Annotated in this window: 12 protein-coding genes; 2 read left to right on the forward strand and 10 right to left on the reverse strand. The window is 70.7% G+C overall.

Going from position 1 to position 15291, the window contains the following annotated elements; all coding sequences use genetic code 11:
• The first annotated feature begins 70 nt into the window (after positions 1 to 70).
• Positions 71 to 955 (forward strand): helix-turn-helix domain-containing protein, encoded by an 885-nt coding sequence (locus tag J3486_RS26225; RefSeq protein WP_207824408.1) that lies wholly within the window; start codon positions 71 to 73, stop codon positions 953 to 955.
• Here J3486_RS26225 and J3486_RS26230 read toward each other — a convergent pair.
• The 8 genes from J3486_RS26230 to J3486_RS26265 form a co-directional block, all read right to left on the reverse strand.
• The gene (locus J3486_RS26230) at positions 952 to 1722 is read right to left on the reverse strand and encodes a group II truncated hemoglobin (protein ID WP_207824410.1); all 771 of its coding nucleotides are present in this window, start codon (positions 1720 to 1722) and stop codon (positions 952 to 954) included. The two genes, J3486_RS26225 and J3486_RS26230, sit on opposite strands and share 4 nt — an antisense overlap.
• A gap of 85 nt (positions 1723 to 1807) precedes the next feature.
• Positions 1808 to 5143 carry a S8 family peptidase gene (locus J3486_RS26235; protein ID WP_207824412.1) on the reverse strand — a complete coding sequence of 1112 codons (3336 nt, stop codon included), beginning with the start codon at positions 5141 to 5143 and terminating at the stop codon, positions 1808 to 1810.
• Positions 5144 to 5251: 108 nt separating this feature from the next.
• Positions 5252 to 5938 (reverse strand): ABC transporter ATP-binding protein, encoded by a 687-nt coding sequence (locus J3486_RS26240; protein WP_207824414.1) that lies wholly within the window; start codon positions 5936 to 5938, stop codon positions 5252 to 5254.
• A gap of 57 nt (positions 5939 to 5995) precedes the next feature.
• Positions 5996 to 7495, reverse strand: a complete 1500-nt coding sequence (locus J3486_RS26245; RefSeq protein ID WP_207824416.1) for an ABC transporter permease — start codon at positions 7493 to 7495, stop codon at positions 5996 to 5998.
• 213 nt (positions 7496 to 7708) lie between these two features.
• Positions 7709 to 8398 (reverse strand): ABC transporter ATP-binding protein, encoded by a 690-nt coding sequence (locus J3486_RS26250; RefSeq protein ID WP_207824418.1) that lies wholly within the window; start codon positions 8396 to 8398, stop codon positions 7709 to 7711.
• Positions 8399 to 8429: 31 nt separating this feature from the next.
• Positions 8430 to 9914, reverse strand: coding sequence for an ABC transporter permease (locus J3486_RS26255; RefSeq protein WP_207824419.1), 1485 nt, complete (start codon positions 9912 to 9914; stop codon positions 8430 to 8432).
• Between the two features lie 138 nt (positions 9915 to 10052).
• Positions 10053 to 11321: an Ig-like domain-containing protein gene (locus tag J3486_RS26260; RefSeq protein ID WP_207824422.1), complete on the reverse strand. Its 1269-nt coding sequence runs from the start codon at positions 11319 to 11321 to the stop codon at positions 10053 to 10055.
• A 267-nt stretch (positions 11322 to 11588) separates the two neighbouring features.
• The gene (locus J3486_RS26265) at positions 11589 to 11936 is read right to left on the reverse strand and encodes a hypothetical protein (protein WP_207824424.1); all 348 of its coding nucleotides are present in this window, start codon (positions 11934 to 11936) and stop codon (positions 11589 to 11591) included.
• Between the two features lie 109 nt (positions 11937 to 12045).
• Between J3486_RS26265 and J3486_RS26270 the strand changes: the two genes are divergently transcribed.
• Positions 12046 to 12330: a hypothetical protein gene (locus J3486_RS26270; RefSeq protein ID WP_207824425.1), complete on the forward strand. Its 285-nt coding sequence runs from the start codon at positions 12046 to 12048 to the stop codon at positions 12328 to 12330.
• Between the two features lie 63 nt (positions 12331 to 12393).
• On the opposite strand, the gene hutH is transcribed toward J3486_RS26270, so the two are convergent.
• Together hutH and J3486_RS26280 are read right to left on the reverse strand one after the other, a co-directional pair.
• Positions 12394 to 13986, reverse strand: coding sequence for a histidine ammonia-lyase (gene hutH / locus J3486_RS26275; protein ID WP_374194770.1), 1593 nt, complete (start codon positions 13984 to 13986; stop codon positions 12394 to 12396).
• Positions 13987 to 14044: 58 nt separating this feature from the next.
• Complete coding sequence (locus tag J3486_RS26280) at positions 14045 to 15196, reverse strand: diguanylate cyclase domain-containing protein (protein WP_207824436.1); 1152 nt, start codon at positions 15194 to 15196, stop codon at positions 14045 to 14047.
• Positions 15197 to 15291: the final 95 nt, after the last annotated feature.

Below are 15291 nucleotides of genomic sequence, written 5' to 3' on the forward strand. Positions count from 1 at the left end.
GCGTACGACCAGTGGTCCTACTACTGGCGGGGTCAGGCTCTTGGTCGTACCACGGGGAATACTGGAGAGCATGGACGACAACCCCACCCTGGACCTGCGCGCCGAGCTCAGCGAGTTCCTGCGGACGAGGCGGGCCCGCCTCCAGCCCCAGGACGTCGGGCTGCCCTCGGCCGGCCGGCACCGCCGGGTGCCGGGCCTGCGCCGGGAGGAGCTGGCGCAGCTCGCCGGGGTCTCCGTGGCCTACTACACGCGCCTGGAGCAGGGCAACGGGCGCAATGTGTCGTCGGAGGTGCTCGACGCGATCGCGCGCGCCCTGCAGCTGACCGACGCCGAGCACGCCCACCTCGTCCAGCTGGCCCGGCCCACGCAGACCCGCCGGAAGGCCCCGGCGCCCCGGCGCCAGCAGGTGCGGCCCGCGCTGCGCCATCTGCTCGACTCGATGGAGGGCGTGCCCGCGTACATCGGCGGGGCCCGCTCGGACATCCTCGCCTGGAACCGGATGGCGGCCGCGCTCTTCGGCGACTGGGGAAAGATGCCGCCGGCCGAGCGGAACTGGGCGCGGCTGACCTTCCTCAACCCCGACTACCGGGAGCTGTTCCGCAACTGGGAGTCGAAGGCGTCGGACATGGTCAGCTATCTGCGGCTGTACGCGGGCCGCAACCCGGAGGACCCCGAGCTGTCCGCCCTCGTCGGTGAACTCTCCGTCAAGAGCGAGCAGTTCAGGAAGTTGTGGGCCACGCACGACGTGAAGGAGAAGGGCCACGGTGTGAAGCGGATGCGGCACCCGCTGGTGGGCGAGCTGACGCTCTCGTACGAGACCCTGCACCTGCCCGACGACGACGGCCAGTTCCTGAGCGTCTACCACGCGGAACCCGGCTCGGACTCGGCCCAGGCACTGCGCCTGCTGGCCAGCTGGGGCACGGACGCGATCCGGGCAGGCAGCGAGGCGCCCTAGGCCCGGTACGGCGGCGCCGCGCCCCACCCCCACACCGGCACCGGCTGCTCGTCGGGGCGGTCCGCCCCGGGGGCCGAGAAGGTCACGGCGAGCCGGGTCCCCCACTCCACGTACGCGGCGAACGCGGAGCGGAACTCGGCGTCCGTGGGCAGCCCCGCCTCGTCGGCCGCGTCGTGCATCAGGTTCACCCAGCGCCGGCGCTGCGCCTCGGTGATGCCCTTGCCGATGTGCCGGGCGACCATGTGGCTGTGCCCGCCGACCTGCTCGGAGTAGGCGGGCGGCCCGCCGAGGACCTCGCCGAGCCAGAGCGCCACGTGTTCGGCGTGCTCGGCCGGCAGCTCGGCGAAGAGCGGGCCGAGCAGGTCGTCCTTGACGACGTGCGCGTAGAAGACGGCGGTGAGCCGGCCGAGGGCCTCCGCTCCCCCGGCCCACTCGTACAGCGTCGGTTCGGCGGCGCCGAGCCCGCGGACGGTCGTCGGCTTGTAGTGGCGCATCTCGTCGATGGCGCCCACGTACGGGCGGATCTCGGCGAGGAAGCCGGGGAAGAGCTCCGACTGCCGGAACCCCTCCAGGTGGTCCTCGGTCGACGTCCACACGATACGCAGGACGTAGTGCGCGAAGTCCTCCTCGCAGCGGGCGAGTTCGTACGAGACGCAGTGCTCGGACGCGGCCAGCTGGCGGGCCGCCCGGGTGTAGGCGGCGAGGAACTCGGCGGAGCGGTCTTCCGGGATGCGGTAGCGGATGTACTCGACCGTCTGAGTCGTCATGGCGCCCAGCCAAACACGGGCGGCCCGCCCGGGTCGATGGTCCCGGGCGGGCCGCTGTGCGCCATCAGGGTGGCGTCCCGCTAGCTCACTTGCCGAAGTACGCGTCGTAGACCGAGATCGTCGACCCGTTCCCCTTCTTGTCGGTGATCTTCGCCCGGAAGGAGAGGCTCTTGCCCGCCGCCGGGTTCTTGACGCTCGCCTTGCCGTGCTGGACGGATGCCTTCTTCCAGTTCTTGCCGCCGTCGTAACTGACGTACAGGGACAGCGACTTGAGGTTGGTGCCGGCCGCCGAGCCGGTGACGGTCACCGGGACCGACTGGGTCCTGCCCGCGGGCACCGTGCTGTCGAGGCCCACCGCGGCGTCGAACCGGATGCCGGAGGCGGGCAGCTGGGCGAAGTCCGCGGGCTTCTTCGAGCGGAACGTCCAGCTCGCGTCGACCCGCGAGGAGGCCTTGGCGACCTTCGCGTCCCGGCGGACCGAGGTGGTCAGCCGGTACGCGGCGTCGCCCGAGGGGACCTTGAACGTGCCGTCGCCGAAGAGCGGGTCGTCGTTCGTGCCGACCTTGACCCCGCCCCGGTACAGCGTCGTGGTCACCTTGGTGAAGTCCGAGTAGCCCGCGTGCGTCTTGCCGTCGGCGAACAGCGGCAGCGAGCCGTAGATCTCGTTGCCGTCGCGGTACAGGCCGTAGTCGCCGCCCACGCGCGGCGCGAACACCGCGGTGTTGAACGTCTTCTCGTACTTCTTGCCCGCCTTGAAGGTCTGCGGGTTGCCGAGCGTGTAGTACGCGTCCGGGACCAGGTTGCCGTCCTTGTCCTTGCCGGCGATCTGGTAGAAGTCCCAGGTCCACTGGGCCTTGTCACCGGTCGACAGGTACAGCGTGCGCGAGCCCGGCAGCTTCTGCTCGACCGGGACGCCGACACCGAGGTCGTCGGGGAGCAGGGCGACCGGCAGGAGCGCGCCGGTCTTCCCGGCCGCCGAAGCGCCCAGCTTGTTGGTCACGGTGGCCAGTTCGGACTTCTTGTAGTGCCGGACCTTGGCGTTCTGGATGCGCTTGACCTTGCCGCCGGTGACGACGTCGTACTCGGCCGAGCCGCCCTTGCTCCACTGCCCGAACCAGGTCTGCGACAGACCGCTGGTGACATCGCTGCCGAGGGAGGCCATGCGGATGCCGGCGAACGAGTCGAGCTGCAGGGAGACGCCGATCCCGGCCGGGTCGTACAGGTACCCGATGCTGGCGCTGAGCGGCTTCGCCGCGCTGTCCGGGACGGTGATGTCGGCCTGCTTGGTCGTGCGGGCGTCCAGGGTCAGGCTGACGTTCTTGGTGACGGCGAGCTTCGGCTGCACGAACCAGTCGACGCCGCCCTTGAACTGCTCCAGGTCCTTGGCGAGCCAGGCGTCCAGAAGGTAGTTGCCCTTGGGGACGCGCAGGGTGACCGTGCCGGTGTCGCTCGGCGCGGCCGAGAAGATCTGGTCCTTGCCCAGACCCGAGTAGCCGATCAGGTCGCTCAGGTACGTCGACAGGGGCTGCCCGTCACGCCCTACGTGCTTGAGCTTCACGTCGTACGACTCGACCTCGCGCTGCACCGCGGCCGCCGTGCGCACGGTCTGGCCGCCGCCGCTCGCCGTGATGTACGCGGAGTAGGCGCCGTCGACGGTGCCGCCCAGCTTGGTGTTCGCGGTCACGTCGACCGAGGCGGTACCGCCCGCGGGGACCGTCACCTTGGTCGCGCCGAGCGCGAAGAAGCCCGCGGGGGCCGCCTGGCCCTTGGGGTTGGTCGCCTTGACGGAGAGGTCGAGGGTGACGTCCTTCGTGCCGGTGTTCTTGTACGTGACCTGCTTGGTGACGGCCTTGTCGTCGGTGTGCGGCCACTGCGCGATGCCGAAGCCGACGGAGACCGGCTCCGCGAACACCGTCTGCCCGATGGCCTTGTCGACCTGGATGCGGCCGCTGCCCTGCTGGAACGGGGTGAGCCCGGCCGTGCCCTTGGTCGAGCCGACGAGCACGCTCTTGAGCTGGGCGTACGTCCAGTCCGGGTGCTCCTGCTTGAGGATCGCGGCGGCGCCCGCGACGTGCGGCGTCGCCATCGACGTACCGGAGATCGTCAGATACCCGGCGGGCTTCTCTCCGACCTCCTGGTCGATGACGCTGCCCGGCGCGGCGGCGGCCGTGATGTCGACGCCCGGCGCGGTCACGTCCGGCTTGATCGCGCCGTCGCCGACGCGCGGGCCGGTGGAGGAGAAGTCGGCGAGCTTGTCCTTGCCGTCGACGGCGCCGACGGTGAGGGCGGCGTCCGCGCTGCCGGGCGAGCCGATGGAGTGCGGGCCCTCGTTGCCCGCCGCGATGGCGAACAGCATGCCCTTCTCCTCGGAGAGCTTGTTGACCTCGGCTTCCAGCGGGTCGATCTCCGGGGTGTCGCCGCCGCCCAGGCTCAGGTTGACGATGTCGGCGCCCTGCGCGGCCGCCCACTCCATGCCGGCGAGGATGCCGGAGTCGTCACCGGAGCCCTGGTCGTCGAGGACCTTGCCGTTGAGCAGCTTCGCGCCGGGGGCGACGCCCTTGTACGTGCCGCCCGACTTCGCGCCCGTGCCGGCGGCGATGGACGCGACGTGCGTGCCGTGGCCGAAGTGGTCGGTGGCGTCGGCCGCGGTGGAGAAGTTCTTCGACTCGACGACCTGGTCCTTCAGGTCGGGGTGGGTCGCGTCGATCCCGGTGTCCAGGACGGCGATCTTGACGCCCTTGCCGTCGTAGCCCGCGGCCCACGCGGTCGGGGCGCCGATCTGCGGCACGGACTTGTCGAGGCTGGCGCGGCGGATGCCGTCGAGCCAGATGCGGCTGACGCCGGAGGCGGTGGAGCCGTCCTTGTCGGTCACCGCGTTCCACAGCTTGGCCGCGTCGGTCTTCGGGGTGGTGACCGCGTCCGCGTTGAGCGTCTTCAGCGAGCGCCGCACGGTCGTGTCGCCCGCGTCGCGCACCTCGGCCTTGGCGGTGGTCGCCGCCCCCCGGTAGCCGACGATGACCTTGAGGCCGTTCTTCTGGGCCTTCTTGTACGCCGCCTTGGACAGCTCGGTGACGTCGAAGAGGCGCTGGTCGAGCTTGCCGGCGGCTATCAGACGCTGCGCGTCGAGGGGCATCACATAGGTGTGCCCGTCGATCGTGCGCGTCTGCACGGGTATGTGGGAGCGGCCCGGGGCCCGCTCGACGCCGACCGGCTTGCCCTTGGCGTCGAGCGCGACGCGGTCGCCGGTGATGAGCGTGACGTGGGTCCTGGGCGTGAACTGCCGCCCGACGCCCGCCTTGTGCGCGCCCGTGGCCGCGGGCGCGGAGTGCGCCGGCAGCGCGACGCCCGCGGTCAGGGCGACGGCGGCGGCGCCCGCGACGAGACCGGCCCGCCGCGTACGGGTCTGTGACTGTCTGTGCAACTTTCCCCCTGGTGACGGTGGTTCACCAACCGGAGGTCATGAACGAACCCCCTGCGCCTACAGATGGCACAGGGGGTTCAAAGGTTCCCTGGAACGCGGGCAAAGCCGCTACTTGGCCTGTTCGTTCTCCGTGACCTTGATCCGCCCCTTGCGGATCGTGGCGAGCCGCGGCGCCTTGCGGGCGATCGAGGAGTCGTGGGTGACCATGATGAAGGTGAGCCCGTGCTCCTTCCACTGGGCCTCCAGGACGTCCATGATCTCGTCGCGCATGGACTCGTCGAGGTTGCCCGTGGGCTCGTCGGCGAGCAGCACCTTCGGGTTCTTCACCAGGGCGCGGGCGATGGCCACCCGCTGCTGCTGACCACCGGACATCTCGCCGGGCAGGTGCCCGAGGCGCTCGCCGAGGCCCACCGACTTCAGCGCCTCGGCGGCCCGCTCGCGCCGGTCGGCGGTCTTGATGCCGAGCGGGACGAGGGCGGACTCGACGTTCTCCTGGGCGGTGAGCGTCGGGATGAGGTTGAACGACTGGAAGACGAACCCGATGGACTCGGCGCGGACCTTGGTCAGCCGGGCCTCGGGCAGCTTGGCCAGATCCGTGCCGTCGAGCTCGACGCTGCCGGCCGTCGGCCGGTCCAGGCCGCCGAGCATCTGCAGCAGCGTCGACTTGCCGCCGCCGGTCGGACCCTGGATGACCAGCCGGTCGCCGTCACCGATGGTCAGGTCGACCCCGGCGAGGGCGTCGATGCGTTCCCTGCCGCGCTGATACTGCTTGGTGACGCCTCTGAGCTGATACATGGTGCAACTCCTGCCGTACGTGAGGATGTTGGGGTGCTGCCGTGCAGGGCTGCGGTACTACTCGACGCGGCGCAGCGAGTCCGCCGGGCGCAGGCGGGAGGCCCGCCAGCCGCCGAACGCGCCGGCGATCAGACCGCCCGCGACGGCGAGGCCGACGGCGAGCGCGATGGTGGTGCCGGAGACCGGGGCGGTCAGTGCGATGTCGAGGGTCTTGCTCGCGGTCTGCCGCGCGGGGCCGCCGCCACCGGGGCCGCCCATGCCGCCCCCGCCGAAGCCGCCGCCCCCGCCGAAGCCGCCACCGCCGGTGGAGCCGAGGGACGCCGACAGGGTCGGGCTGATCGCGGTCACCGCGTAGGCGCCGGCGAGACCGACGGCGATGCCGAGGACGCCGCCGATGAGCCCGTTGACGACGGCCTCACCGATGACCTGGCGGGTGACGCGGCCCGACTTCCAGCCGAGCGCCTTGAGCGTGCCGAACTCGCGCACGCGCCGCGACACGGCGGACGAGGTGAGCAGGCCCGCGACGAGGAACGCGGCGACGAGGACGGCGATCGACAGCCACGTGCCGACGTTCGAGGCGAGCGAGGAGGCGGTGGACAGCGAGCCGGAGACGGTCTTGGCGAGGTCGGCCGAGGTGGTGACCGTCGTGCCCGAGACGTTCTTGGTGATGGTCGACTTCACCGAGTCGATCTGCTGCGAGTCGGTCGCCTTGACGTAGACCGTCGTCACCTTGTTCTTCATGTCGGCGACGGTCTGCGCCTGCTTCAGCGGGATGTACAGGTTGGCGGCCGAGTCGCCGCTGTCGGCGGTGGAGACGCCGATGACCTTGAACTTGGTGCCGTGGATGGTGACGGTGTCGCCGAGGGCGAGCTTCTTCTCCTTGGCGTACGAGGCGTCGGCGACGGCCACCTTGGCGTTCGTCTCGGACGTCGTGAACGTACGGCCCTTGGTGATCTTCGAGGTGGTCAGCGGGCCGAGGTTCTGCTTGGTGACGTCGGTGCCGTAGACCGAGAAGGAGTTGACGTCGAAGTTGGCGCCGCCGCCCTCGACGCGGCCCTGCGGCCGGCCGCTGCCGCCGCCGTTCTGGCCGCCGGGACCGCCCTGGCCGCCCTGCTGCCCCTGGCTCTGGTCCTGCTTGAACTGGCCGCGCGTGAACTGCCCGCTGACCTTCATGACCTGGAGGTTCAGACCGCCGACGGTGTCGGCGACGCCCTTCTGGTCGGCCACCTCGGTGACCGTGGAGGAGGCGAGCGTCTGGAAGCCCTGGACCATGACGCGGTCGGTGGACTGCGCCTTGTCGGAGTCGCTGTCCTTGGCGTCGAACTTGAAGTTCGGCCGCCCGTTGTCGCCGGTCTGAGCGGCGGCGGCCTTGGTGACGGTCATGTCGGTGCCCAGGCCGTACAGCGACTGGAGGACCTTGTCCTGGGCCTTGTTCATACCCGAGGACACCGAGCTGACGACGATGACCAGCGCGATACCGAGCGCGAGTCCGGAGGCGACGACGAGGGCCGCCTTTCTGCGGCGGCGCAACTCACGCCTGAGATAGGTGAAGAACATGGCAGCCTCGCCGGATGACGGCCCACGGAACGCGGGGGCTCTGACAGGAATCAGCGGGAGCCGGGCCGTCCGTGGACGTCCCGGCTCCCGCTTGCGGCGAAACCGTATGGAGGGGCTGTAAGGGTTCTGTGAGGTGCGGATGAGAACGGGATGAGATCCCGCCCATCAGGTGTCATCCGCCGTGTCACACCTGTCCGTTCCGGCGCCTGCGTCTCAGGCGGCGTGCTGCGCCTTCTCCGTCACCGTGATCCGACCCTTGCGGATCGTGGCGAGCCGGGGCGCTGCCTTCGCCAGCGTCGAGTCGTGGGTGACCATGATGAACGTCAGCCCGTGCTCGCGCCACAGACCTTCGAGTACGTCCATGATCTCGTCGCGGGTCGACTCGTCGAGGTTGCCCGTGGGCTCGTCGGCGAGCAGCACCTTCGGGTTCTTCACCAGCGCGCGGGCGATGGCCACCCGCTGCTGCTGGCCGCCGGACATCTCGGACGGCAGGTGCCCGAGCCGCTCGCCCAGGCCCACCGACTTCAGCGCCTCGGCGGCCCGTGCGCGCCGCTCTGCGACCTTCAGGCCCAGCGGGACCAGGGCGGTCTCCACGTTCTCCTGGGCGTTGAGGGTCGGGATGAGGTTGAAGGACTGGAAGATGATGCCGATCTTCTCGCTGCGTACCTTCGTCAGCTTCGCCTCGGAGAGCTGGGCGAGGTCGACGCCGTCGAGGTGGACGCTGCCGGCCGTCGGCCGGTCCAGGCCGCCGAGCATCTGCAGCAGCGTCGACTTGCCGCCGCCGGTCGGGCCCTGGATGACCAGCCGGCCGCCGTCCTCGACGGTCAGGTCGATGCCGCGCAGGGCGTCGACGGTCTCCTTGCCGCGCTTGTACTGCTTGGTCACACCGCGCAGTTCGTACATGGTGAACTCCTGTTCCGGGAAAGGCGGTTGACTACTCGACGCGGCGCAGCGCGTCCGCCGGGCGCAGCCGGGAGGCCCGCCAGCCGCCGTAGGCGCCGGCGGTCAGACCGCCCGCGATGGCCAGGGCCGCGGCGAGCGCGATCGTGGAGAGGCTGACCGGCGCGGAGAGCGCGACGTCGATGGTGGAGGCCGCGGACGAGCCGCCACCGCCGGGGCCGCCCATGCCGCCGCCACCGGGGCCGCCCATGCCGCCGCCCGTGCCGCCGGAACCGCTCGCGGCCGTGCCGAGGGACGCGGTCAGGGTCGGGCTGAGGGCCGTCACGGCGTAGGCCGCGGCGACACCGAGCGCGATGCCGAGGGCACCGCCGACGAGCCCGTTGACGATCGCCTCACCGGCGACCTGGCGGGTGACGCGGCCCGACTTCCAGCCGAGCGCCTTGAGCGTGCCGAACTCGCGCACCCGGCGCGAGACCGCCGAGGAGGTGAGCAGCGCGGCGACGATGACGGCCGCGGCGAGCACCACGACGGAGAGCCACTTGCCCACGCTGGAGGCGAGGTCGGAGGCTGTCGACAGGGAGCCGGAGACGGTGTCGGCCAGGTCGGACGACGTGGTGACCGTGGTCCCCGGGATGTTCTTCTTGATCGTCGCCTTGACGGTGTCGATCTTCTGGGAGTCGGTCGCCTTGACGTAGATCGTGGAGACCTTGTTCTTGCTGTCGGCGAGCGTCTGGGCCTGCTTCAGCGGCAGGTAGACGTCACCGGTGGAGTCGCTGCTGCTCGCCTGCGCGATGCCGACGATCTCGTACTTCACCTTGCTGATGGTGAGCGTGTCACCGACCGCCTCGGAGTTCTCCTTGGCGTACGACTTCGAGACCACCGCGATCTTGGCGTTCGTCTCGGACGCCTTGAACGTACGGCCCTTCGTGATCTCCATCGTGGAGAGCGGGCCGAGGCCCTGGTGCGCGACGTCGATGCCGTACACGGAGTACGAGTTGACGTCGAAGTCGGCGCCGCCGCCCTGCACGCCGCCTTCACCGCCGCTGGGCATGCCGCCGCCCTGTGAGGAGGAGCCGGAGCCGCTGTTCCGGGTGGCCTGGCCCTGGCTGAACCGGCCGGAGACCTTCATGACGTCGAGGGTCAGCGCGCCGGTCGCCGAGTCGACGCCCTTCTGCTCGGCGACCTCGCTGATCAGCGACGACTTCAGGGTCTGGCCGCCCGAGGTCATGACGCGGTCGGTCGACTGGGTCTTCGAGCTGTCTTCGTCGCCCTTGGCGTCGAACGTGAAGTTGGGGCGGTCTCCGCCGCTCTTCGACGGCGCCTGGGCCGCCTTGGTCACCGTCATGTCGGTGCCGAGGCCGTAGAGCGATTCGAGAACCTTGCTCTGGGCCTGCTTCATCCCGGCCGAGACCGACGTGACCGTGATGACCAGCGCGATGCCGAGCGCGAGCCCGGAGGCGACGACGAGGGCGGCCTTCCGGCGCCGCCTCAATTCGCGCCTGAGGTAGGTGAGGAACATGAGGCGGACAGTAGGGACGCTGCTTTGCAACGAGCTGTGCGTTGCATGCGGTCTTCATAAGGGCTGGATGAGAACGGCATGAACCCCGGCATGCGGCGCATACCGGGGTTCACAGCACAAGCTTCGGCGGGGACGGGGTCAGGCGGCGGAGCCGGCCTTCCAGTCGGCCCAGCTCAGGTTCCAGCCGTTGAGGCCGTTGTCCGGCTGGACGGTCTTGTCGCCGGTGTTCTTCACGATGACGACGTCACCGACCATCGAGTTGTCGTAGAACCAGGCGCCGGGCGTGCTGGAGTCGTTGGCACCCTTGGCGTCGGACAGGCCGACGCAGCCGTGGCTGGTGTTCACGGAACCGAAGATGGACTTCGCGCCCCAGTAGTTGCCGTGGATGAACGTGCCGGAGTTCGACAGACGCATCGCGTGCGGCACGTCCTTGATGTCGTACTCGCCCTTGCCGTCGTCGTCGGTGAAGCCGACCGTCGCGCCGTTCATCCGGGTCTCCTTGAACTTCTCGGAGATCACCATCTGGCCCTCGTACGTCTTGTTCTCGGGCGAGCCGGCGGAGATCGGGATCGTCTTGATCGTCTTCCCGTCGCGCGTCACGGTCATCGTCTTGGTCTTGGCGTCGACCGTGGAGACCTGGTTGCGCCCGATCTTGAACGAGACCGTCTTCTGCTGCACGCCCGTCACACCGCTCGCGCCCTCGACGCCGTCGAGGTCGAGCTTCAGGGTGACGGTGGAGCCGCCCTGCCAGTAGTCCTCGGGCCGGAAGTCCAGACGGTTCGCGCTGAACCAGTGGCCGACGACCTCCTGACCGCTGCTGGAGCTGACCGTGATGTGGGACTGGACATCGGCCTTGTTCGTGATGGCCTTGTCGAAGTTGATCGACACCGGCATGCCGACGCCGACCGTGGACCCGTCCTCGGGCGTGAAGTTGCCGATGAAGCTGTTGGCCGGGGAGACGGTCGTGAACGACCCGTTCTCGTGCGCGACGCGGCCGTCGGAGTCCTTGGCCTCGGCGGCGATCTTGTACGTCGTCGAGCGCTCCAGCTGGCTGGTGGGCCTCCAGCTCTTCTTGTCGGCAGATATCTGGCCGGCCACCTTGGTGCCGTCGGCGGTCGACATGGTGACGTCGGTGAGCGTGCCCTTGCTCACGGTGACCTTGGCCGCGTTGTTGATGCTCGCGTTGTCGGAGCCGTCCTTCGGCGCGATCTTGATGTCGGCCTCGGAGGTCTTCTTCGCCGCGGCCTCGTCGGCCTGCTGCTGCGTCTCCTTCGTGCCGCTGCCCGACGAGGAGCCGTCCCCGTCGCCGCCGCTGCACGCGGAGAGCACCAGAACACCGCCGAGCAGGGCGGACGCGGCCATCAGACCCTTGCGCCGCTTACCGTCCGTCATCACACGCTTCTCCATAGTCGCCGATTACCCGGCTTTCGCCGGATTCCCCCAGTTCCCGAGGCCCACGCTCCCGGTCACAGAGAACACAGGGGTTCCCCTTACCCATACATAACGCAGTGACCGCTTCGCCCCGTTCCCGATCGGCCCCGATGTGGGAGACGCCACGTCGGCGGCGGCGGTGACCACCGATGCACCCGTGGTAACGGAACCCCCGCGAACCCCCTCGGAAACGGTGAGACCCCGGGCAGCGAAAGCCGCCCGGGGTCTCCGCACCGCGCCTCGCTACACGACGTCCTCGCCGTCCTCCCCGTCATCATCCTCGTCGAGGTCCCAATCCGGCGAATCGGGGTCGTAGTCGACCTGCTCGCTGGACCACGACGCCTGCACGAGCTCGGCACCCGGCACGTCTCCGACCAGGTCGAACGGGTCCACGAGGTACGCAACGGCCTCCGCCTCGTCCTCCTGCACGGCCCCCTCGGCGTGCACCCGCTCCTGCTCGGGCATCTCTCCCGACCCGGCGGACTCGGCGATCCGCTGCAACGCACCCCCCGTGAGCGCCTCGACATCGGCGATCTCCAGAACCAATTCCACCTTCAGCCGAACAAAACGTGACGTCTCATCAGTACTCATGAGGCGGAGCGTACGGCCCGCGACCCCCGTGACTTTCCTGTGACCCGCCCCTGTCACTAGGATCGGCGCACACGGCCAATTCGCCAGCGCCACAAGGGGGATCGCTTCCGTGTCCGCCGCACGCCGTTCCATTCTCACCGCCACCGCCGCCGGGACACTCCTGGCTGCCCTGTGGTTCGTGCCCAACGCCACCGCGACCCCGGACCACACCGAGGCCGCCGCCGACCGGCAGCAGACGACGTCCACCACGCTCTCCACCCAGTCCGACCGCCAACTCCGCCTGGCGGACACGGGAACGGTGGACACGACCCCGTACGTGGTGGGCGGCTCGGCCTTCCTGGGCCTGGGCGTGGGCTTCGTGGCGTATTCGGTACGGAGACAGCGGGCGCTCTGAGGGGGCGCAGCGCGGGCCCGACCACGCACGGCCGGCCCGCACCCGCCAGGCCGTGTCCGCGACCTAGGCCAGCGGCCCGGTGACCGACTCGACGGCCTCCACCAGCGCCCCGCCGCGCACGAACGCCTCCGCGGCGGCAAGGTCCGGCGCGAGGAACCGGTCGGGCCCAGGCCCCTCGACCCCGGCGGAGCGCACCGCGGCGATGGCCGCCCGGGACGCCGGCGCCGGAGTCAGCCCCTCCCGCAGCTCGATCCCCCGGGTCGCCGCGTACAGCTCGATGGCGACGATCCGCGCCAGGTTGTCGACGGCGGTCCGCAGCTTGCGCGCCGCCGACCAGCCCATGGAGACGTGGTCCTCCTGCATCGCGGAGGACGGGATGGAGTCGGCCGAGGCCGGCACGGCCAGCCGCTTCATCTCGCTGACCAGGGCGGCCTGCGTGTACTGCGCGATCATCAGGCCCGAGTCGACCCCGGCGTCGTCCGCGAGGAACGGCGGCAGACCGTGCGAGCGGTTCTTGTCGAGGAGGCGGTCCGTGCGCCGCTCGGCGATCGAGCCGAGGTCGGCGGCGGCGATCGCGAGGAAGTCGAGGACGTAGGCGACCGGCGCGCCGTGGAAGTTGCCGTTGGACTCGACGCGTCCGTCGGGCAGCACCACCGGGTTGTCGACGGCCGCCGCCAGCTCCCGCTCGGCGACGAGGCGGGCGTGCGCCATGGTGTCGCGCCCGGCACCGGCGACCTGCGGAGCGCACCGCACCGAGTACGCGTCCTGCACGCGCGGCGCGTCGTCCTGGTGGTGACCGGTGAGGCCCGAACCCTTCAGGACGGCGAGCATGTTGGCGGCCGACGCGGCCTGCCCCGGGTGCGGGCGGATGGCGTGCAGCTCGGGCGCGAGCACCTTGTCCGTGCCGAGCAGCGCCTCCAGGGACAGCGCCGCCGTGACGTCCGCGGACTTGTAGAGCGTGTCCAGGTCGTCGAGGGCCATGACCAGCATGCCGAGCATGCCGTCGGTGCCGTTGAGGAGCGCGAGGCCCTCCTTCTCGCGCAGTTCGACCGGCGCGATACCGGCCTCGGCGAGCAGCTCACCGGCGGGGCGAACCGTTCCGTCGGGGCCCTCGGCGTCGCCCTCGCCCATCAGCGCGAGCGCGCAGTGCGAGAGCGGGGCGAGGTCGCCGGAGCAGCCGAGGGAGCCGTACTCGTGGACGACCGGGGTGATCCCGGCGTTGAGGACGTCGGCCATGGTCTGCGCGACCTCGGGGCGCACTCCCGTGTGGCCGGAGCAGACGGTCTTCAGGCGCAGGAACATCAGCGCGCGGACGACCTCGCGCTCCACGCGCGGGCCCATCCCCGCGGCGTGCGAGCGCACGATGTTGCGCTGGAGCCGGCCGCGGAGCTCGGTGCTGATGTGCCGGGTGGCGAGTGCGCCGAACCCGGTGGAGACGCCGTACACGGGTTCCGGCTTCGCGGCGAGCGCGTCGACGATCTCGCGGGACGCGGCCAGGGCCGCCACGGCCTCGTCGGCGAGTTCGATCCGGGCGTTACGGCGCGCGACAGCGACGACATCGGCAGCGGTGACCCCGGTCGCCCGCCCGTCTCCCACCACCACCCTTTCAAGGCCGCGCTTCGCGCCTTCCCCACTCACCACAGTGTGCATATCCATATTCAGGAGCGTACGCAGTGAATCTCAAGATGTCACGACCGAGTTCCGGGAAGGACCCTTACCGTTCGCGCCCGCCGCGGATGCGCCGCCGCTCCCCGCCCCCGGCGGCCGGCGGGGGCGCGTCCGCGAGCCGGACGACCGGGTCGTCGAGGCCGCCGTCCCGCCCGGCGACCACGGGCCGCACCGCCCGCAGCGCCTTCGCCTTGTACTGGGCGGCGTCCGCGAGCCGGAAGAGCCTGCGCGCGCTGCGCACCTCCCCGATCGGGTCGCCGGTCGAGGCGATCCCGACCGCGACCCCGTCCCCGAACTCCAACTCCGCCGCCCTTGAGCAGAGTTCGTCGCCGACGCGGACGACCTCGTCGGCCGGGGGGCCGACGGCCAGCAGACAGAACTCGTCGCCGCCGAGCCGCGCGGCGAGGGCGCCGGGGAGCATCGCCCCGCACAGCGAGAGGACCGACCCGAACCGTTCGAGGAGCCGGTCGCCGACGGCGTGCCCGAGGGTGTCGTTGACCTTCTTCAGACCGTTCAGGTCGCAGACGACGAGACTGACCACGGCACCCCCGCCGCGGTGCCGCTCGATCGCCTCGTCGAGACGTATGTCGACCGCCCGCCGGTTCGCGAGCCCGGTCAGCGCGTCGGTGAAGGCGAGCCTGCGCGCCTCCTCAAGACGTTCGGTCTGCGCGACGCCGGCCGCCGCGACCGACGCGAGGACGGTCGCGAAGTCGGCGTCCTGCGGACCGAACACGGGCACGCCGGGCGGCCGGGCCACATACAGCTCGCCCCACGCCCGGCCGTGCAGCACGACCGGCGCGACGACACAGCAGCCGCGCCCCCGGCGCCGCAGCGCCGCCACCCTCTGGTGGCAGTAGCCGCTGCGCTCGACGGGCCCGGCGGCGGTCTCCACCCACGCGTCGGGCTCACCGCCGGCGGCCCACCGCTCGTGCAGGAACTCGGTGATCTCCGGGAACTGGTGCACCGGATACGTCTCGTCCTCGGGAAACTCCGCCTCCCCCGCCGCCCGCTCCCCCACGTTCACCAGGACCCGCAGCCGCCCGCGCTCGCGCTCCCACACGGACAGCGCGGCGAAGTTCCCCGACAGCGCGTGACAGGCCCCCAGCGCGGCCGCCCGCCAGGACTCGCGCGGGGACTGCGCGGCGGCCATGCCCTGCGCGAGCATCACGACGGCCCGCAGCCGGACATCCTCTCCCATTACTCCAGGCTAGGGAGGTTTCGGGCATTACGGTGAATCGTGTACACCCGTACCGGTTGTCTCCGTGGCGCTCGCCCACGTACCGGTCACCCGGC

It is taken from the genome of Streptomyces sp. VRA16 Mangrove soil (genome assembly GCF_017377775.1).
GTDB lineage: Bacteria > Actinomycetota > Actinomycetes > Streptomycetales > Streptomycetaceae > Streptomyces.